Genomic DNA, 21,247 nt, shown 5'->3' on the forward strand with positions numbered 1-21,247 from the left:
TGTAAGTACACCAGAACACATGAAAATTTATCTGCCTTCTTCCTTAATGAATCTATAATGATTTGCGTTTGAGATGCTTCGATATTATAGGATGGACTGAGTGTTACAAGGCTTGGGGCTATTATGGCTCGCTATACCTGTTCATTTATCCTTTCTATTCCTATTCACCATCTCCAGCCATTACTGATAGAACTTCTGCAAGACTGTAACTTGGTTGTGCAGTACTATACATTGGATTACATTTTGGCGCGTGAAATCCCCGGTACTGTTTCTTTATCAAAGATGGTGACGACAGAAGTACTGATTGATAAAAGTACAGCTACTGAAACAGAGACTCGAATGACCATTGTGGTTAAAAACGAGGAACTGCCACTAAAACTAGAGAATTACTGTCGGCAGATGTTTGAATACATTAAGCAGGCGATCGAAGAAAGCCGTAATTGGCATTTGATTGAAAGCTTTGCGGGATAGCTTGCAGATGCTTATGATAAAGGCCTCTGCTTAAGCTAGCTTAGTTTTAAGCTAGCTTAGAGCAAAACGCCTGTGAAAAAAATATGTGCAGGTTGGCGATCAAACATACCTACATCGACAGTATTTAATCTTCGAGATCCTCAGTCATACCGGGGTTAATGAGTGTAATATCATACTCACTAGCATCCGTTTGACCCGGTGGTATTGTTTCACGCTTTAACAGGTAATAAATAGCACGTACTTGAGGACCAAAAACAATTTCGTCTTCGTTCTTCAGGTCATGAGCTGCTATCTTGCGCCCGTTAATCATTAAACCATTGGAACTAGGCTTTCCTTTGGCATCGCCATCGACAATTCGATAATAATAGCGATCGTTGCCATTATCGTTTCGGGGCAACCTAACTAACGTAGCGTGGCGGCGCGAGACAAATTGCGAAACCAAACGGATATCACACTCTCGATCTCGACCGATGGAATAGAGGGGACGTTCTAGAGTAAATTCTTTACGTCCTTGATCGTCTTCTACGATCAGTATATGGCTTTCATGGGTTTCTACTGCCATTGACAAATCGCTGCTACAATCGCTTGAACTGTTATTAATCAAGATTTGTTTAGATCTGTTTTCTGCCATTATTTCAACCAGAGTCTGTAGTAGTGCATAGCGATAGCGAGAGTAGAACAATACTGTTCTACTCTCATATCTTCCTACAGTTTCTACAGTGGCATTTACTGGTGCTGTGGGAACAGTCTCAACGTTTTTGTGAGATTTGGTAAAAGGTTGCTATCGGCCTAGTTTAACCTGAGATAGACAAAACTGAGGTTGACTCTGTTGAAATATTAAGAGGAAAGATTTGACTAGCGATGAGCAAACCGCCGTAATAGCAGGGAATTGGTAACTACACTAACCGAGCTAAAAGCCATTAACGCCGCAGCACCAGCAGGGCTAAGAACAAAATTTAAACTGGGTAACAAGACACCAGCTGCCAGGGGAATTCCTAGGGTATTGTATGCAAAAGCCCAGAATAAATTCTGGCGAATTTTGTCAAAGGTGGCACGGCTCAGCCCAATTGATTCTACAACATCAGTTAGACAATTCCGCATCAAAACAATATCAGCAGTTTCCATAGCTACATCCGTACCAGCATGTAAGGCAATACCAATATCTGCTTGGGATAAAGCTGGGGCATCATTGATGCCATCGCCGACCATTGCGACAACAGATTTTGGGTGTTGAATTTGAGATTTTGGATTGGGAATTCTCCCCATCTCTCCAGCTTGGAGAGACTGTATTACAACTGCTTTTTTGGCTGGAGGAACACCTGCCATGACATCAGTGTTATTTAGTCCCAGTTGCTTGGCAATAGCGATCGCTGCTGCGGGTGTATCTCCGCTGAGAAGCATGACTCGCAAACCCATCTGCCGCAATTTGTCTACTGCTGCTTTTGCATCTGGTCTGAGAGTATCTTGAATGGCAATGAGTCCAGTCATTGTTCCTGCAACTGCCACTCCCACAACAGTTTTGCCATCCGCTGCTAGCACCTCAGCCATATTTTGTAACTTTTCATCAATAGGGACTCCGTGCCACTGCAACCAGTCCCAATTTCCCAACAGTACTAAACTGCCTTCGACGACAGCAGAAACACCAAGTCCCGGTTCTGTGTGAAAGTCGGTAGCTGGTGGAATAGATAACTGTTGCTTTTGTGCCTCCTGCCGAATTGCTGTCGCCAAAGGATGACAAGTGCCGTTTTCGACTGCGGCGGCGAGTTGCAAGATTTTAGTTGGAGTAATGAGATTATGGTGGGGTGGTGAAGTAGTGGGGTGAAACTCTCTCCCCATCTCCCCATCACCCCATCTCCCCATCAGATTTTCATCTTCTCCTAGAGGTAAACAATCTGTCACAACAGGATTACCACTCGTCAGCGTCCCAGTTTTATCAAAAACGATGGTGTCTAACTTATGTACTTTTTCCAAAACATCACCGCCTTTGATTAACAGACCCCGTTCAGCAGCGATCGCAGTTCCCACAAGAATAGCTGTAGGTGTGGCTAGTCCCAAAGCACAGGGACAAGCTACTACCATCACGGCAATTGCTAGCTTCAAACTTAGTAAAAGTGGGGAAGAGTGAGTGAGAGAGGGTGAGTGAGGAAAAGCTAGTGGGGAGTGATGAGCCATATCCATGCTTGCCGACCTTGTCACGTCCGGCCAAACATGAGTGCCAACAAAGTACCAAAATAAAAATGTCAACAAAGCTGCTGTCAGAACACCGTAGGTAAAGTAGCCAGCGACTGTATCTGCTAATTTCTGTACAGGCGCTTTCCTGATTTGTGCTGCTTCTACTAAGGCGACTATTTGCGCCAGAGTAGTATCACTCCCGGTACGAGTGGCTTGGATCGCGATCGCCCCCGACTGGTTGAGTGTTCCCGCTGTCACCGTATCTCCTGGCTGCTTGAGTACTGGCACAGCTTCCCCAGTCAGCATTGACTCATCAATGGTGGTTTGCCCATCTACGATCGCGCCATCGACCGGAATTTTTTCTCCGGGCAGAACTTGCAACCACTCACCCACACGCACTTGTTCAGCGGGGATTTCTACTATTCCTCCTTGCGTTCCCCCTGCTGTTAAGGGGGCGGTAGCATTAGCATTTTTCGGTTTAGGGAGCAATCGTGCTGTCTGTGGCTGGAGATCAAGCAATTGCTTAAATGCAGCAGCAGCACGACCCCTAGCTTGTTTTTCTAGTGTCCGTCCCAACAGAATAAAGCCCAACATCATTACAGGCTCATCGAAAAAGCACTCCCAGCCGAGTTGGGGAAACACCAGAGCAAGCAAACTAGCAGTATAGGCGGTTAGCGTTCCCAATCCCACCAGAGTATTCATATTGGGTGCATTCCGCCGCAAACCAAGCCACCCATCAATCAAAATCGAGCGACCGGGAATTAGTAGCGCTACCGTTGCTAATGCACAGTGAAACCAGATGTTGTGCAAAACGGGCAGCATAAAGCCACCAACATTGCCAAAATGTCCGATCCCCGACAGCACCAGCAACCCCGCAGCAACAATCAATTGCCTGCGTGCTGACAGAATTTCTTGGCGCTGCCGTTCTGCTGGATCTTGTATGGCTTGTTTCTCACCTGCGACTTTCCCATTCGGTTGCCTGGGTTGAGACGGAAACCCAACTGTTGTGAGTTGCTTTGCCAGCGCATCTGCATCTACTGCACCGATTTCTGACTCTACCACAGCTACCTCTGTTGCCAGATTGACGCAAGCACTCTTCACTCCAGGATATTGAACAAGCTGCCGCTCTACAGCTTTAACACAGCCAGCACATTTCATACCTCCAACATCCAGGATAATTTTCTCTGTTGTTGGGATTGATTCTGGAACGAGGTTAGTTTTTGGGACAAGTTGCATGGAAAATATTTGAATTTGCTACGAAATGTCAACGCCTCAGCAGAGGTACGGCAATGCCATACCTCTACTTCGAGAGTAGGCGAAATCCACAACAACGACAGAATGTCTTAAATGTTAAGTTTTGTTAAGCTTCAAGATTCAGCTGATTCTCTCCGATTCCAGCGCAGATATGTTAGGTAGATGATAGCGAAACATTGTATTGGGATGAGGACAATTTCTCCTCTCAAAAAAGGGTTGAAATCTAAATTTGATATAGTGCTGAAATATACTAATGCTAATAGAGCAAGTATTAACAAGGATATGTATTTACGTTTGATGGTGAGCATATCAGTAGAAAGTAAAATGTACAAGAAATTAGAGATAAATCATTTACATCCATGCGTTATTGCAGTTCATAACGACCACTGGACAATCGATTTGAGTTAATTAATTAAGAAGAAAAAGTTTAAGCTAATTGTTTATAGTTGGTTGTCAGGGCGGATTTAAAAACCCGCCTTTACAGTAGTTCAGCTAATATGCCTTTAAATCGTACAATCAAGAGCACTATAAAAATGTGTGCAGGAACGCAGTTTGAATGGTTATTAGTTTGAGTAGTTAGTGCTTGCTATTCATCTGTTCCAAATAACTAATAACTATCAAATATCAAATATCAATTAACGGCATTATTAACCTTTAAAACCAGCCTTGTTTTTTGACAAAGTAGGTATCAACGAATTCATCATGGGATTTGTTTAAGTAGATCATTCCTTCTATCAAACCCACAAGCTGCATAATCAACAAGGTAAAGCCGTAGGTAAAGTAACCACCGATTAAAGAAATGACCAACACGATGAAGCCTTCTGTAGCATAACCAAGAATAAACTTATGGATGCCAAGACTTCCGAAAATAATGCCACTATACCCAGCTAGTAATTGTTTAGTGGCATGGCTGGGGTTGAGATTTGCCATACAAGCATTACTCCTTTAATTTTGATGTATAAAATTCAAGTTATATATTTTTAGCAAAAAGTAATTCTACTGACTATCTGGTTTACACTATCTTATTGACTAAGTAAACAAATTTTTACGTTTGATTCAGTATAATTACTGCTGAGAATAATACATGCAAAATAAGCGTAACCTGATTTCCCAAGCAACGCTAATAAAATAGAAGCAAGTAGGTATTCAGACGTTGCCTGAAACCAACTTCACAAAGCTATTCTTAGACTTTGACAAAAACCGCAACACAGCAGTTTTGCATTTTATACTTGAAAATTCTTTGTTAGAGAATTAACAGTTACAATCGCAAAACAGCTACGCCATACTACTTTATACAAACCAAACAGTATCATTTCCGGATTTTCATCTTCACGGCAATAATAACTACACTGAATGGCATAAAAGCAGACCCCAGATTTAGGGAGGTTTTTCGATGGTTTTTCGGCAGAGTTAAGCAAATCGCTATAAATAATTTTGTGTTGTGATTCCGAGATCAACAAGCGTAAAGGGGAATGGGGACTGGGGGTTAGGGACTGGGGATTAGGAACCTAGTAGCGTGACCGAACTAATTTAGTGCATAAATATAAATCTTGTGGTGTGGACATCCTGTCCGCACGCACCGGACGGGCTAGAAGCCCATCCCACAAGAAAGCTATAATGCAACATTTTAGTCTTGACACGCCAGTAGTACCCAATTCCCAGTCCACAGTAAAGAGTACCCAGTAAGGCGAGCGGTATTCCCGAGCGCCCGATGCCGGACACAGGTTCCGGCATTTAAGGGCGTTTCCCCCCACCAACGAATACGTATGGCGAGGGACTCATGAAAGCGCGACCTGTTGAAACGGAATTTGCCGACAACTAATCCCAGTTAGAGACTGAAGATAGATAATCTTAGCCTTTTTAGGCTAATTTGTTATCTATTTAACCGAATTGCTTAAGTTTTATCTGCTCAATGCTTATTTTCTTCCAAACTAGCATTTTTTTGGCTCAATACCAACTATAATTAGTGGATTTTTGTGACATATTCTCGAAATAGGCAATAGGCAATAGGGAATAGGGCATTGGGCATTGGGAATAGGTGAAAATTATGAATGCTGAAAATTTCATAATTCATAATTTTTATGCCCTATGCCCCTTACAAATCACCGAGTGCTACTGCCGATGATAAACAGGCTGAGCAAGGTACCACTGTTCCAGAGGCTGTGGAGAAGCATAGGAGCAAGAAGATTGCGCGATCGCGTATAAACAACCCCCAGTACCACACCCAAGGCGAATAGTGGCAGAACTTCTGACAAGCTGAGGTGAGCGATCGCAAACAGCAAGCTACTGGCAATAATTGCCCACCACACAGACATATAGCGAGTCAGGGAGGGTAACAGAAAACCGCGAAACAGGAATTCTTCAAATAACGGGGCGGCGATCGCGGCTGTCAGGAAAAATATGCTCAGTGCAATGGAATCTTGGCTTTCCAACGCCAGTTGCAATAAAGGATTACTACCACCTTGTCCCTGCCACAGTTCTTGATTAATCAAAGACACCACAACTACGATGGGTAACGCTGCACAATAGCCACCAAATCCCCACAAAAACCATTTACCTTGCAATCTGAAGCGAAACCAATCGGGTGAAAGTGGGAAAAAGCGTTTGATAGAGAAATACAGCACCAACAGCGCACCCAATGCCACTAAAATGTAAGTGAAGAATACGTAGAATGCCTGAATTCGCAGATCCGCAACGGGGCGAGGAATGGGAAGTAAGGCCACTAGCACAGGGATCAGCACTTGCCCCATAAAGAAAAAGCCCAAGACAAAGACTTGCAAAACTGTTTCACCATCCCAAGGTACTGACCAACCGACATTAGCATTTTGCGCTAATAAAGCTTCTTGTTTTCCCTTGAAAATACGCTGAGTTATCAAAAAAATTAGCAGTCCTACACCAACAAAAGCTCCCAGCGCTGGAATAGTACCAATTATCGCTAATTTCATAAAAGCTTGTTCAGCAGCCTGTTGTTCAGCAGCTTTGAGATTCGCTATAGCTTCCTGACGTTGCTGGAGTTTGTAGAGTTGAACCAAAGCAGTAGAGCGAAACCATCCTTCTAAGTTATCTTGAATTAACTGTTGGGCATTGGGAAGCAGACGAGGTGGACTACTCCACATTCCACTTAACACAGCAGCAGTTTCACGCAATTCAGGTTTGATTTGGGAGCGTTGCTGCAACTGGTTCCAAGTTTTGAGCGCTGTATCTGTTTTTCCTTGCTGTGCTTGTAAAATTCCCAAATGCAAATCTATCTCAGCAATCGATTTTTGCAGTTGGTTGATAGTCTGTTGGAGTTGTTTTTGTTCTATCGAACGAGAGGCATTAGTAGCAGGAGGGACTTCCGGCTGGGGAGTAGGAGTTATGGGAGCAGTAACAGGTTTAGAATTCAGCTTTTCCAGTTGGTTTTTGGCTTTTTCCAAATTAATTTCAGCTGATTTCCGTGCCTGTTGATATTGCTTAGTGGCGGTTTCCAGGGGTTTATCACCTACGATTGCTTCCTTCAGTGCTTGAAAATTCTCGTCTTGGCCATCTGGCGATTGCCACTGTGAAGCTTGTAGCACAATATTTGTCTGGTAGAGTTCCAAACGACTTTGAAATTGTGGTTCTTGCCAACTACTTAATAGAGACGAACCAGCAAAAAATATAGCTACCAGTGTCAGCAAAAATAAACCCAACCGCTTAAGTGTCATCTATCTCCCCTTTATTCATACCCAGCTGAATTCTAAAGATGGTAACTAAGGCAGACGAAAATATGAGGAGAATGTGAAAGAACTTCCCCCATCACCTCAACCCTACGGGAAGAAGCCCGGAGGGTGTCTACACCCCATCACTTCTAAATACTATCTTTTTGTATCACGAGTTGAGAGCGCTTGTGACAACCTGTTCTGATGTGGGGTTGAGTTTGTAGTGGTACATGAGTAACCTGGAGAATTTGCTAAACTCTTGCGATCGCCTTTGAAATCAAATTCCCAACCACCTTAAGAAAGCAATTCCAAGATTTGTACTGGTGTTAATTCTTGCACATTATTCAAAACTAATACTGCTCCTGCTTGCCGCAGTGTATCTGCATACGCATCACGCCGTGCACTCGTTTCTTGTACATGCGGCGGTAAAACGCCTACACCTATCCAAGTCCGTTCTGGTTGGAGCGATCGCGCTTTCTCTACTGTATACATATCAGCTACCGTATCTCCGACATATACTACTGGTAAGGATTTGTCAAGCCCATCCTCCAGCAGATGAACTGTGGCAAAAAGTCCAGTGGGGTCTGGTTTACTAGGAGCATCCTCCATTGCAATCAAAACCGGAGATTGTAAACCAAGACGACCTTCTAAAACATAGCTAGCAGAAGCGCTTGTCGCACCACTAAAAAACCCCCAAGGAATACCAGCTAAAGTCAACTGTTCGAGATAGGTACGTTGTAACAGTAAGGGTTCATCGCAAATATAGCCGGTGAAATTTTGGGGATCGCTGCCTCGGTAACGGGATTGAAAAAAAGTGACGATCGCGTTGTAGTCAAGCTGAAATTGCTCACGAGGCTGTCTTTGAGCTTCAAAGTATCGGTAAATTAACTCTTGTGATGCTTCCCAATCGTTATTCCAAATGCCTTCAGACTTTAATCGGTCAATATCTACTGATGTCGGACGATATGCCCCGACTGTAAAATGCTCGACCGTATCAGCGATCGCCCGCCGATAAGAACCGCTAACATCGCGCACCACACCATCAATATCAAAAACAACAATTGCATTCATAGTCATTAGTCATTAGTTAGTGGTTAGTGTTTAGTAGTTAGTGGTTAGTGGTTAGTAGTTAGTGGTTGTTAACTATGCCCAATGCCCACTCCCCACCTCCGGTTCTCCCCATCTCCCTATTCCTTAATTTGTTCACCTGGGCAGGATTACGTTAAAATAAGCGATCGCTGTCATTAGTAAGTATTGCCCGGAAATTTCCCGGAGGTGCGATTGTCCAAATTTATTTTGAAAATATTGTGGTTAGACGAGAACGTCGCTCTGGCGGTCGATCAGGTAGTAGGCAAAGGTACTAGTCCTTTGACTAAGTACTTTTTCTGGCCCAGAAACGATGCCTGGGAAGAATTAAAAAAAGAGCTTGAGTCAAAACACTGGATTAGTGAAGTAGATCGGGTGGAGTTACTCAATAAAGCTACCGAAGTTATCAACTACTGGCAAGAGGAAGGTAGAAACCGTCCGATGTCTGAAGCGCAAGGTAAATTCCCCGATGTTGCTTTTACAGGTAGCGCCTAGAACCGCTATGCGGAAGTCAAAAGTCAAAAGTCAAAAGTCAAAAATCCAGAGTAAATTAACTATTGACTATTGACTCCCGACTACTTAACTAACCTGCTGTTGTACAAGCTGCCATAGCTTGATAGTTTTATCCCTGCTGCCACTAGCAATCAGTTGTGCAACAGGGTTAACAGCAACGGCAGATACTGAATCTACATGACTAGTAAGAGTAGCAATTTCTTCTGTTGTACTGACTTTCCAAAGCTTGACGGTGTTGTCTCTACTGCCACTGATCAGCGTTTCCCCATTGGGACTAAAAGCCACTGCTAGCACAGACCAAGAATGACCTAGTAGCGTGCTAATTATCTGACCAGTATTTACCTCCCACACTTTTATAGTGTTATCATCGCTACCAGTCGCCAAGATGTTACCATCGGGACTAAAAGCGACTGTCAAAACTGCCCATGCATGACCTGAAAGGCTGTAGCATGGGCAGTTTTTAAATTTTCTTCCTACCTCTGTGTGAAGTGGAGATAAATCCCACAAGCGAATTGTTCTGTCAAAACTAGCACTGGCCAGTAGTTTACCTTGGGAACTAAACGCAACTGCGCTCACCTGTAATTGGTGTCCGGTTAGTGTACAAATTTCTTTGCCTGTCTCAACATCCCAAAGTTTAATGGTTTTATCCCAACTGCCACTGGCAAGTATTCCTACATCAGGACAAAAGGCAACTGATTTGACAGCATTCGAGTGTCCAAAGAGAGTGCAGATTTCCTCGAATGTATTCAGATTCCACAATTTAATAGTTTTATCATCGCTAGCCGTTGCCAGAATTTTCCCATCTGGACTGAAAGCAACTGATTTCACAGCTTGAGAATGTCCGGATAAGGTAGATATCAGTTTTGTGGTGTTTAAATCCCACAATTTAATAGTTTTGTCATCATGTCCACTGGCTAAAATATGACCGTCAGGACTAATAGCAATGGAATTTACACTACTTAATAAACCGGGAGATCCTATAAAGGTATGCAAGCAATGCCACTGGGGAGTGGGGAAGGGTGAAGGGGACAAAGGTAATAGAGAATGGATGCCTATTGCTTGCATGACTTCATCGGCTGATTGAAAGCGGAGACTGGTAGCTTTTTCTATAAGCTTGTTGATGATTTTACTTAAGCGATCGCTGATTTTGGTGGTAAGATACTGCTGCCAAACCCAGCAATTATCAGTAATATCAAATAAATCGAAGCTAGAAATATGAGTTAGTAAGTGAATGCAAGTTACACCTAAACTGTATAGGTCACTGGCAAATATTGGTTTTCCCTGAGTTTGTTCTGGTGCAGCATATTCTGGACTACCTGAAGTTTTTTCGTCTATTAGCTGCTCATATTCTGGTAAAAATTTCGCTGCACCGAAATCGACCAAGACGAAATCCCCCCTGCCTAAGATATGGTTTGGGAGGGATCTCAAAATAATGTTTTCAGGTTTGATATCACAGTGAATGATATGGCGATCGCTAATAAATTTGAGAACAGGCAACAAACTCTCTAAAAGTTGCCAAATTTGAGTTTCGCTGAAGACTCCTTGTTCTTCTAGCAGGGTAGACAAATTCTTACCCTCTATAAACTCATGCACCAAATAAAAGTGGTGATTTACTGCAAAAGATGCCAGTAGGGCGGGAATTTGTGGATGCTTACCTAATTCCTCAAGTCGTTGTGCTTTTTGTACAAACGCTTCTAGTGTCTGCTTTTGCTGTGGAAATTTTTGCACAACACAAAGAATGGGGGGTAATTGTCCTTCATCTATGGCGAGAAAGGTTTGGCAATATCCCCCTTTACCAATCTGTTTGATTAAGCGATAACGTTCTTTTAGGTAAACCGACATGAATAAATGTATTTTTTATGGTGATTGTTGGTGGTTGGTAGTTGTTAGTTGTTTATTCCCAACAACCAACAACTAACAACAAACAACTAACTACCCGAAACGTTACCATCCAATGGAAAATCAACAACTGTAGGTGGAGTACCATCTTGTTGATTTGCTCGTGGTTCGGTTGATTTTACATGCAATGGCGATATCACCTCACCTGGCTTAGCTGTTTGATTCCACAAAATCATGGAAAGTAGCCCATCTACCAAGCCATTGGTGCTGCCGTTATTACCACCGACTAATACATCTGGAATGAGACGGACGTGGCGATCGCCAATAATTTGCATCAGCTGCATCGCTGTATAACCTTGTGTCCCCAAGGCTTCTACACCTGTACGGTAGGTTTCTGCTTTGGCGTTACCTGTGGCGCGGATAGCTTCGGCTTCGGCAATACTTTTCAGTCGTAGAGATTCGGCTTCGGCATTTGCTCTTAAGCGGATGGCTTCGGCTTCACCAGTCATTTCCTTGACTTTGGCATTCGCTTTGAGTTCGGCAATTTTCACGCCTTGCTCCGATCTCACCGCTTCTTGCTGAATGTCTGCTTTTGCTTTCAACTCAGCAATCATTACACCCTGCTCTGATTTCACCATATCTTGCTGAATATCTGCCAAAGCTGTTTCTCTTACCAGTTGCTGCCTTTGGGTTTGCGCCTGTTGCTGCACTTCAAAAGTCTTGCGCTGTTCTTCAGCAATTTTTCGGTCTGTTTGTGTTTGCATCAGCGTTGCTGGCGGTTGAATGTCACCTATGAGGGTGTCAATCGCCTGTACGTCATAAGCCCGCAGTGCTACTCTAATATAGTCAGCGGCTTCTGCTTGTCGTTCGCTCCGGGCGCTCAAAAAGTCCAATACAGTATAATCTTGCGCTGAGTTGCGGAAATAATTTCCAATCGTTGGTTCTAACACATGGTCTACTAAATTCTGCATTGCACCAACACGGGAAATCACCTTGGGAGCATCCAAAGCACCGACGTGAATTATTTGGGCGACTTCTAAATCGAAAGCAAACCCGTCTCTTGAGCGCACTGTTAGAGAGCCAAGTTTCGCGTCATAGTTGTGACGTTCGGTGCGACCAGACCAGTTTAAAACTATGTTGGTGGTTGGCACCAGTTCAATCTTCATGACACGAGTGTTAATTGGGTGCTTGCCTGGATATAGCGGTTCAACCCAGACACCCTTATGTCCAGAATTAACTAAGTTACCGTGGGTAAAAGCTGCACCGCTCACATCTTCGTGGGCCTTGCCTACGAAAGAAATTACCACACCCACATAGCCAATGGGAATTTCTGTCATCGGCACTTGCTCAACCTGGACAAACCAGGGATTCAGGTTCCAAGAACCAGAAAGTAAAATCTGTTCTTGCAAACCCCGACGTCCACCGCCATCAATAAATCTCTGTCCGTTCTGGAAGTTGTCGTGGGCGGCAATGATGGGGCCTGCAATTTCACCACCGGGGATGGGGAGACCATCTAGGGTAGTAACGATACCTACTTTGTCACCAGCAACGTGATACACCCGCAAATATTCTGGACTCATGCCATGTTTGCTAGCGTTTGCGACAGTGATTACCTTAAACAAAGCGGTGTTGATGCGGTAAGTACCAGCTGTGAGAAAACCCATTTGCCGCCCTTTTTCCCCACCATTACTGAGGAATTTCCGGGCATCTTGGAAATTGTCGCATTCTACAACTTTACCTAAAATGCGCTCTGGCGGGATATGTGCGCCATCTTCCGCTACAAGCAGGGCTATTTCACCTTGGGGAACAACGACAACTGACTCTTTTTTTACCGAGTACTGCCAAGGCCAATAGCCCCAGTGCCAGCCAGGAGCGAGAGTATCAGCCTGCAAACCTGCTTCGCCGTTCATGGCTATTAACCGTCCGGCTGGAAGTCCGCGTCCTGAAATCACAAATTTTTTAACTACAATCCCAACTTCCCGTTCGCCAATTACGACCAGCCCTCCAAAAAAGAGAGGGACAAAGATCGCTAAACCACCTACAACAATGACGGGGATGAGTCCCCAAGGTGACATGGGAATTTGGGCGATCGTTGGTTGTGTCTGCTGAATTTGAGTTGGTACTGAAGCGATTTCTTGTGTAGTAGCTTTTTTAATAGGATTGGCGCTAGCAGTATGAATGCTACCAGCTAGCGCCAATGTTGCGATCGCAGATGCTGCGAAGCGAAGTATATTATGTTGCTTATTCCTGTTTGAGGAATGTTGTGAGAATTTCATATTTTTGCCCCTCTGGGCAACTAATTATCTAACGTATAACTTCCCCAAGAATTCCCCTTATTTCTTAAACTTGTCCTAATTTTTATAAAAGTTAATACTACAGTAATAACCCGGTTTCTCAAAGAAACCGAGTTATTAATTATACCATACCGCCAGCGGCTTGAAAACGAGCGCGGGCGCGTTTGAAGGCTTGGTTAGCTTGAATTTGAGCTTGGCGATCGCCTGCTGCTACCTGATTTAAACGGGTTTGTGCTTCATTAAAAGCAGCACGGGCTTCCTCAAGGTCAATTTTGTCGCCACGTTCAGCACCGTTTACCAGAATGGTGACTTCGTCTGCTTCGACTTCAGCAAAGCCTCCCATCAAAGCGATCGGTGTCCAGGCTTGATTTTTGCCGGCACGTACTCGCATCACGCCCGTATCTAAAGCCGTCAACAGAGGTGCGTGTCCGGTAAGGATACCTAGCTGACCGGTGGTGCTGGGCAAAATGATTTCTTCAGCGGGAGCATCCCACACTGTTTTATCTGGGGAAATTACACGAACGGTTAATGTCATTTGTCCTTTGTTAGTAGTTAGTTGTTAGTAGTTAGTAGTTAGTAGTTAGTAGCTCTTACCACTAACCACTAACCACTAACCACTAACTAATTACCCTTTCATTTTTTCAGCTTTAGCAATGGCTTCGTCAATGCCACCGACCATGTAGAATGCCTGTTCTGGCAGATCATCCAACTCACCAGACAGAATCATCTTAAAGCCTTTGATGGTATCGTCCAGCTTCACATATTTACCTGGGGAGCCGGTGAATACTTCTGCCACGAAGAATGGCTGAGACAGGAAGCGCTCAATCTTCCGGGCACGAGCCACAGTCAGACGGTCATCTTCAGACAATTCATCCAAACCGAGAATAGCGATGATGTCTTGCAGTTCCTTATAACGCTGTAGAGTTGCTTGTACAGCCCGAGCGGTGTTGTAGTGATCGTCACCAACAATCCCCGGCTGCAACATGGTGGAAGTGGAACCTAGGGGGTCTACCGCTGGATAAATTCCCTTAGCTGCCAAACCGCGAGACAACACGGTGGTTCCATCCAAGTGAGCAAAAGTGGTAGCGGGTGCGGGGTCAGTCAAGTCGTCCGCTGGCACGTATACCGCTTGGATAGAGGTAATGGAACCTTCGTTGGTGGAGGTGATGCGCTCTTGCAATTCACCCACGTCTGTACCCAGGGTTGGCTGATATCCTACCGCAGAAGGCATCCGTCCTAACAGCGCGGACACTTCCGAACCAGCTTGTACGAACCGGAAGATGTTATCGATAAACAGCAGTACGTCCTGCTTGTTGACATCCCGGAAGTACTCTGCCATTGTCAGGCCAGACAGACCCACGCGCATTCTCGCTCCGGGTGGTTCATTCATCTGACCGTAAACCAGAGCAATCTTGGACTCGTTGAGGTTGTCCTTGTTGATTACTCCAGATTCAATCATTTCATTGTAAAGGTCATTGCCCTCGCGTGTGCGCTCACCCACACCAGCAAATACCGACACACCACCGTGTTCAGTAGCGATGTTGTTAATCAACTCCATCATGATCACGGTTTTGCCGACGCCTGCACCACCAAACAGACCAATCTTACCGCCACGACGGTAGGGAGTCAGCAGGTCAACAACCTTAATTCCAGTCTCAAACACAGAAGGTGTGGTTTCCAATTCCGTGAGTTTGGGAGCAGGACGGTGGATGGGGAACTTTTCCTCAGCATTGACAGGCCCCTTATTGTCTACGGGTTCGCCAAGCACGTTGAAAATCCGACCCAGCGTGACTTTACCAACAGGCACGCTAATAGGAGCGCCAGTATCGACAGCTTCCATACCGCGTACTAAGCCATCGGTAGTAGTCATAGCAACAGCCCGCACCTGGTTATCACCAAGCAGTTGCTGTACTTCGCAAGTAACCGAGACTTGTTGTCCGGCTTCGTTGGTGCCTGTGACGCTCAAAGCATTGTAGATTGGTGGCATCTTCCCACTGGGGAATTTCACGTCTACAACCGGACCAATGATTTGGGTAATGTAACCAATGTTTGTTTTTTCTGCAGTGGTGACCATGCTGAGTCTATTATTGAAGCTATATTTCAGATAGGGCCGTAAGAGACTTAAGATTAAGCAATTTCATCTTCAAGAGTAGCACTGAACGACGCCACTAGTCGGCATAAATTGAATCTTAAGTTTGCGGCTTTGAGTGAATGAGTGAAGTTAAGATGAGGGAAGTGAGGCTAAATTTCAAGAATATGAGTTAAAGACTAGGGGCTAGAGGCTGGAAAATTAGTTGTAGGCGATCGCGTTTTTGTGTGATTTCTAAAAAAACTGCCGTGTCTTGCGGTTGCTGACCAGCAGGTAGTAGTCTAGCTAGAGAAAAACTTAGGCTTTAGCTTGAGTTTTAGGCATTTGGTGCTTCCGCAAAGAAGTAGCTCCAAAACCACCTACAGCCAAGATACCCAGTAGAGAAGCAGGTTCGGGAACATCTTTTGGTGGTTCGCTAGAGAAAGTACCAGCTTGAATAAAGACAGCAGAATCCAAAATTGAATCTCCTGCATCTGCAATTGCCAGTTTAATGTTGTGCTTACCAGCGCTTAGTCCCTTTACCTGAGCAGTAAACACTTTTGTGAAACCGTCATATTGAATGTTGAAGAATGGCCCGCCATCTGATAAATCGTTGTTGATGTAGTATTGAGGATTTTTAGGGTTAGTGCCTAAAGGGTTGCCACCGTTGACATTATTAATTGAAACTGGCGTGGTGGTTCCAGGGATAAGGGCAATGTTCACTCCGTCCAAAAAGAAGCCAAATACATCATTAAAACTGCTATTAGCGTATTCGTTGTATTCCTCTGAAGCAAAGACATAGTTGAAAAACAAATCGCCCGTAGTCGATTCAAAATCAAATTCAAGAACAGCTGCATCATAAGTATTAAATCCAGGAATTAAGCTGTTTAAATCTGCATCTCCCGGGAAGCTATTAGATCCTGTTGCACCATCTTGATTGTTTGGCCCGACTGCGAGGTTCGCATTCCCAGTAGTCAGAATAATACCTTTATCTATGCCAATACCTGATGATAAACCATCTGTGAAAAGTCCAGATGCGGTAGGGTATCCATTATAAGTGACATTGGATACTGTAATTCCCGAACCCAAAATGCTGTTTACTAAATCATTGCCGTTGCCAGTGGTGGTGATGTTAATAGCGTGAGCAGGAGCAGTTACCAGCCCCACACTAAACAAAGCGAATGCACTGTTTTTTAACAATTGAGAAAATGACTTTAACATACTTGTTTTCTCCTCAAAAAAGTGAATGTTAATAATGGCGATACTCCTAAATACGCAAGCGAATATTTTGGTGCAATTGCACATATCACGCCCCGAATACGACAACATATAAATCAACCTCTGACGGTGATTAAAAATAGGAGTATTACTGAAATTGACTTAAGCTTTTAATTTGGCTTTTGTCTTTTCTTGGTTTCTATGAAAATCCCAATAGATTTGTGAGATGTTCTATTTTGGTCGTTATTTGTTGATAGATATTTGGCACGGCAAACAGCCATTAACCAAGCTCAAAGTCTCACATTTCTCTAGGAATGCTATGGGTGATAGCAAGGAATTTATCCGTGTTTTCCACCTCTGCTTATGTATGTAGCTTACTGGTGAATTTATTTGTTAGCTAGAGTTTATACTGCTTATTTACACAAAAATTACATTTTCAATTTAGGTAAACAACCGTAAATATTCAGTATATATAAGGCTTTTGAAAAATATTTAGGTAAATAATCTGACAAAAATTTGTAAAAAAGATAGGCTTCTTAACTAAGTATTTATATGCATCTTTATACCAAGTTGCGTTCAGACATAGCAATAGCAATTTGTCCCCTTTCCCCTTCGTTCCGGGAAGTCAAGAATGAAAAAACAGCCCTCCCCGCAGAGCAGCAGAGAGAGCAAAGCCATGCCATTTCACTTATTTATGAAATACACCTAGTCTACAGGCGATTTCGCAAAGTAATGCAAAAAAATTAGATTCAAAAGCTCAAAGTTGTCCGAATTGTACCAACAACGATAGTGCTGTTGTCGCGTTCGTATTCTGGGTTTGTAATTACCAGCACTCCCGGTGTAATAGCGAGATTCTCGTTTGCTTGGAAGCGCCAGAAGGCTTCTAGATGCACAGATGTGTCCCGATCTTCGTACGTCTGACCTGCAACTTCAAAGTCATTACTAGTAACTTTGGGTGGTTGACCAATGGCAATTCCGCCAACGCTTCCTTCTTGACCTAAATCGACCAAAGCTAAAGTCAGCGCCCAATTAAAAATACTCGCCGTCGGATGATTTGGCAGATCCTTTGCTGTAGCACGGGTAAAGCCCACCCAACCAGTCAGATAAAGCTTGGGGTTAAACACGATCGCTGTTTCTAAGCCAAAGGAATCTGCACTTATGGCATCGCTTTCGTCATTAAACGGATCGTTGGCGCGGCGGCTACCTGTTCCCGTATCGAGGCTGTTGTAAGAGTGGACGTAGGTAATCGCAAAACCGACATCATCATTGGGTTCGAGACTTAGTTGGGCGATCGCTCCGTATGCTGCTTTACCAAATCCAGTTTCTGGTTCATCAACATCGTCAGTTACATAACCCAAACTTAAGCCCCAGGAGTCAGTGATATCATAGACTACTCCTACTCCTGCGCCTCCTCCCTGTCGGGAAACGGGGTTGCGCTGGGTAAAGCGGGAAATAGAGCCATCACCACTACCACTGAAAAAGGAATTAAGGGTAGTAGCAAAAAAGTCGTCAAGGTCACCACCTTCTGCTATGAGATAAACAAGAGCTTGCTCTCCTACCGGAAAACGATACTCTAAGACACTCAGTCCCACCTCATTATCGTCATTGCCCTGGAAGGCTAAACGAGCCATATCAGTTCCTGTCGCATCATCTATTTTTGGAAGATTGGTAGTTTGCAAGCGAGTTCTGAGGCGGTCTTTGCCAGTGAAACTAGTATCGAAGGTTAGACGTGCTCGGCTACCAAAGGTAAGATTATTATCGATGGCATCGCCTGAGTCATCAGCTTTGTCACCGTTGCTAACTCCAGTCAGGGCAAAAAGAACTTCTCCCTCAAGTTTAGTAGTCGTAGAAAATGATTGTATTGTAGAGACGCGGGTTTGCAAGTTGTCTAATCGTCCTTGTATAATGCCTAACTCATAGACAAATTCCGCTTGCAAACGTTTGATCGTTTCTAGATCCTCCCGGCTGACCGAGTTAGATTTTTCTGTGTCGATCGGTTGATTGATTTGGTAGATGGTAGCAGCAAGACTGGCAGCAAATTCATAGCGAGTCATGCTTCGATCGCCACTAAAGGTGGCATGAGCATAGCCTGTAACATCGTAGCGATCTATTAAAGATTTCAAAGCATGAAAAGCCCAGTCACTCGGTTGAATATCTGCTAGGTCAGATACAGCATTTACATTAACGGAGGGTTGGCTGGAGTTTGAGATTGTGAGAACAGAGGAGGAGTAAGGGAGAACTTTGTTACCAAAAGCCCTCTCTGAGAGTGAAAAGATAATTGTGAGAGCAAACAAGCTCACATGGCAAAAATTGCAGACTAATTGTGCTTTCCATTGATTTTTCATCCACAGCAAACTATTTTTTCAGTGACCGTAATAATCTCTATACCACTGAACGAAACACTGAATACCCTGCTCAATAGGTGTTATTGGTTTAAAACCCACATCTTGCATTAAATCATCTATGTCGGCGTAAGTGCTGAGAACGTCCCCCGGTTGCACGGGTAGAAAGTTCTTTTTGGCTTGCTTGCCCAAAGCTTGTTCAATAACTTCAATAAACCTGATTAACTCTACCGGATTGTTATTACCAATGTTATAGAGCTTGTAAGGAGCAACAGATTGTTTTTGAGGTGGTTTGTGCATTACCCGAACCAGCCCTTCAATCACATCGTCAATATAGGTAAAGTCCCGCTGCATTTTCCCAAAGTTGTAAACATCAATGGGCTGATCTTTATAGATTGCTTGCACAAATTTGAAGTATGCCATGTCCGGCCGTCCCCAAGGGCCGTACACCGTAAAGAAACGCAATCCTGTAGTTGGCAGGTTATACAGATGGCTGTAGGCATGAGCCATTAATTCATTTGACTTTTTCGTGGCAGCATAGAGTGAAATCGGATTGTCTACTTTGTCACTAGTGGCAAAGGGTACTTTCGTATTCGCGCCATAAACAGAACTGGAAGAAGCAAACACTAAATGACCGACTTGGCTGTGACGACAACCTTCCAGGACGTTGACAAAACCTGAAAGATTGCTATCTACGTAGGCAAAGGGGTTTTGTAGTGAATAGCGCACTCCTGCTTGCGCTGCTAAGTGAATCACGCAATCAAAGGTGTGGTCTTGAAAGAGTTTGGCAGTGCTGGGGCGATCGCTCAATTCCAACAACTGAAAGGTAAATTTCGACTGCGGTTGTAACTCTGCCAACCGTGCTTTTTTCAGATTGACATCGTAGTAGTCGCTTAAATTATCGATGCCATAGACGTACACCCCTTCTGCTAGAAGACGTTGCGCGAGATGAAATCCTATAAAGCCAGCAACTCCAGTGACCAGTACTTTCATTGTTAGTTGTTTGGTGTTAGTTGTTTGGTGTTAGTTGTTTGGTGTTTGGTGTTTGTTCCAATCACAACCAACCACCAACAAACAACAAAATTTTAATGTAACTCAGTACTAGAAATATTCAACGCCTGAAGCACAGGTTTGCGATGAGCAACAGGATAGTGAACAATACTCATGGTTCCAGAGATTAGTTGTAAATTCTCCTGTTGGTCTGCTGACAGCTCCAGGACTTGACCCAACATCTGTTGGATGATCGTATCATCAGCAACTACCAATCCTGTGGTGAGACTGGTAGAGTCGATGCTACAAGATTGAATGGTTTGTTGCCAAAGCTGAGGTAAGTCTCGCTGCAACGTGTGGAGGTGAATAGTGCTTGGGTGATACTGAAGAATTTTTTCAGCAATATGTTGGTTGTTGTTAAAGTCAGTACTAATGCAAAAAGCGATCGCCTCTTTGTGAAGAAACACCGCGAGTTTCTCGATAGAATTCGGATTTGCTCCCGAAGATGGTACTAACAATAGACGCAGACCATGTTTGCCTTCTTTAAGTTTCGGTAAAACTTCTCCTAAATGGGTAGTGAAGTTCATTGCTTCTAGCTTTGCCGATTGATCAAAAGGGTGAGAAAATTTGAGGATGCTAACGCCGCAATTAGATTGCTGGAGAGTATGGTAGCGTGCGGGTGAGATTGCGATCGCAGTACCGATTAAGGCACGAATCGTCCCAGCATGGCTCACTATCAGTACAGTTTGCCCTGCATGACGCGGTAAAATCTCTTGCCAAAATCGGCCAGCTTTTTCATACAAATCCAATACTGGAAAAAACTGTTTTGTTCTTGATGGTTTATTATCTGTTACTTGTAAGGAATTTGTAGATTTTGCTAATGACAAATGACTAGTGACAAATGACGAATCTATGAATGCAAACTCATGAGGTTTTTCTTTCCAGCAACGATACTCTTCAACAAAATGCTCGCGTACATATTCAAAAGATAAACCCTCCCACCCAGGCATACTGATTTCTTGCAAACAGGGATGAGTTTGTAAGGGTATGTCTTTGGCGAATGCCTGCAAAATATCCTTAGCAGTCTCTTGAGTGCGTCGTAAAGGGCTAGTATAAATTGCATCTACAGAATAGGTTTTTAAGGCTACGCCAGTTTGGTAGGCAGACTGATGGCCTTTGTCAGTCAAAACAGAGTCATCACAACTGCCCTGATATCGTTTTTGGGCGTTGTATGTACTTTGACCGTGACGTACTAAGATGACGCGAAGTTGTTTGTTGGTTGTTGGTTGTTGTTTGTTCATGGTTTTTTTATGAACTATT

16 protein-coding genes are annotated in these 21,247 nt (G+C 43.9%); 2 read left to right on the plus strand and 14 right to left on the minus strand.

Going from position 1 to position 21,247, the window contains the following annotated elements; all coding sequences use genetic code 11:
* The first annotated feature begins 123 nt into the window (after positions 1-123).
* Positions 124-471: a hypothetical protein gene (locus HXY43_RS21180; RefSeq protein WP_026732982.1), complete on the plus strand. Its 348-nt coding sequence runs from the start codon at positions 124-126 to the stop codon at positions 469-471.
* Between the two features lie 124 nt (positions 472-595).
* On the opposite strand, the gene HXY43_RS21185 is transcribed toward HXY43_RS21180, so the two are convergent.
* The 6 genes from HXY43_RS21185 to HXY43_RS21210 form a co-directional block, all read right to left on the minus strand.
* A complete protein-coding gene (locus HXY43_RS21185) occupies positions 596-1,102 on the minus strand; it encodes an FHA domain-containing protein (protein WP_290887293.1) in 507 nt (168 codons plus the stop codon).
* A gap of 224 nt (positions 1,103-1,326) precedes the next feature.
* On the minus strand, positions 1,327-3,879 hold the full coding sequence (locus HXY43_RS21190; RefSeq protein ID WP_290887296.1) for a cation-translocating P-type ATPase: 2,553 nt from the start codon (positions 3,877-3,879) through the stop codon (positions 1,327-1,329).
* 672 nt (positions 3,880-4,551) lie between these two features.
* Positions 4,552-4,827 carry a hypothetical protein gene (locus tag HXY43_RS21195; RefSeq protein WP_290887299.1) on the minus strand — a complete coding sequence of 92 codons (276 nt, stop codon included), beginning with the start codon at positions 4,825-4,827 and terminating at the stop codon, positions 4,552-4,554.
* A gap of 600 nt (positions 4,828-5,427) precedes the next feature.
* Positions 5,428-5,631 carry a hypothetical protein gene (locus HXY43_RS21200; RefSeq protein WP_290887302.1) on the minus strand — a complete coding sequence of 68 codons (204 nt, stop codon included), beginning with the start codon at positions 5,629-5,631 and terminating at the stop codon, positions 5,428-5,430.
* Between the two features lie 368 nt (positions 5,632-5,999).
* Positions 6,000-7,583 (minus strand): CPBP family intramembrane glutamic endopeptidase, encoded by a 1,584-nt coding sequence (locus HXY43_RS21205; RefSeq protein WP_290887305.1) that lies wholly within the window; start codon positions 7,581-7,583, stop codon positions 6,000-6,002.
* A gap of 288 nt (positions 7,584-7,871) precedes the next feature.
* Positions 7,872-8,648 (minus strand): TIGR01548 family HAD-type hydrolase, encoded by a 777-nt coding sequence (locus HXY43_RS21210; protein ID WP_290887487.1) that lies wholly within the window; start codon positions 8,646-8,648, stop codon positions 7,872-7,874.
* Between the two features lie 204 nt (positions 8,649-8,852).
* On the opposite strand from HXY43_RS21210, the gene HXY43_RS21215 reads away from it, so the two are divergent.
* The gene (locus HXY43_RS21215) at positions 8,853-9,158 is read left to right on the plus strand and encodes a 30S ribosomal protein PSRP-3 (protein ID WP_269321033.1); all 306 of its coding nucleotides are present in this window, start codon (positions 8,853-8,855) and stop codon (positions 9,156-9,158) included.
* Positions 9,159-9,242: 84 nt separating this feature from the next.
* Here the strand turns inward: HXY43_RS21215 and HXY43_RS21220 are convergent, their stop codons facing one another.
* The 8 genes from HXY43_RS21220 to HXY43_RS21255 form a co-directional block, all read right to left on the minus strand.
* Positions 9,243-11,018: a serine/threonine-protein kinase gene (locus HXY43_RS21220; RefSeq protein ID WP_290887309.1), complete on the minus strand. Its 1,776-nt coding sequence runs from the start codon at positions 11,016-11,018 to the stop codon at positions 9,243-9,245.
* An 86-nt stretch (positions 11,019-11,104) separates the two neighbouring features.
* Entirely contained in the window at positions 11,105-13,291 is a 2,187-nt protein-coding gene (locus HXY43_RS21225; protein WP_290887312.1) for an SPFH domain-containing protein, read from the minus strand.
* 139 nt (positions 13,292-13,430) lie between these two features.
* Positions 13,431-13,844 (minus strand): ATP synthase F1 subunit epsilon, encoded by a 414-nt coding sequence (gene atpC, locus HXY43_RS21230; protein WP_290887314.1) that lies wholly within the window; start codon positions 13,842-13,844, stop codon positions 13,431-13,433.
* A 90-nt stretch (positions 13,845-13,934) separates the two neighbouring features.
* Positions 13,935-15,383 (minus strand): F0F1 ATP synthase subunit beta, encoded by a 1,449-nt coding sequence (atpD, locus tag HXY43_RS21235; protein WP_290887317.1) that lies wholly within the window; start codon positions 15,381-15,383, stop codon positions 13,935-13,937.
* Between the two features lie 312 nt (positions 15,384-15,695).
* Complete coding sequence (locus HXY43_RS21240; RefSeq protein ID WP_290887321.1) at positions 15,696-16,598, minus strand: choice-of-anchor L domain-containing protein; 903 nt, start codon at positions 16,596-16,598, stop codon at positions 15,696-15,698.
* Positions 16,599-17,344: 746 nt separating this feature from the next.
* Complete coding sequence (locus HXY43_RS21245; RefSeq protein WP_290887324.1) at positions 17,345-18,940, minus strand: iron uptake porin; 1,596 nt, start codon at positions 18,938-18,940, stop codon at positions 17,345-17,347.
* Between the two features lie 18 nt (positions 18,941-18,958).
* Positions 18,959-19,930, minus strand: a complete 972-nt coding sequence (locus tag HXY43_RS21250; protein ID WP_290887327.1) for an NAD-dependent epimerase — start codon at positions 19,928-19,930, stop codon at positions 18,959-18,961.
* Positions 19,931-20,022: 92 nt separating this feature from the next.
* On the minus strand, positions 20,023-21,228 hold the full coding sequence (locus HXY43_RS21255) for a histidine phosphatase family protein (protein WP_290887330.1): 1,206 nt from the start codon (positions 21,226-21,228) through the stop codon (positions 20,023-20,025).
* Positions 21,229-21,247: the final 19 nt, after the last annotated feature.

Origin of the sequence: Fischerella sp., from assembly GCF_013388695.1 — a bacterium.
Classification (GTDB): Bacteria; Cyanobacteriota; Cyanobacteriia; order Cyanobacteriales; family Nostocaceae; genus PCC9605.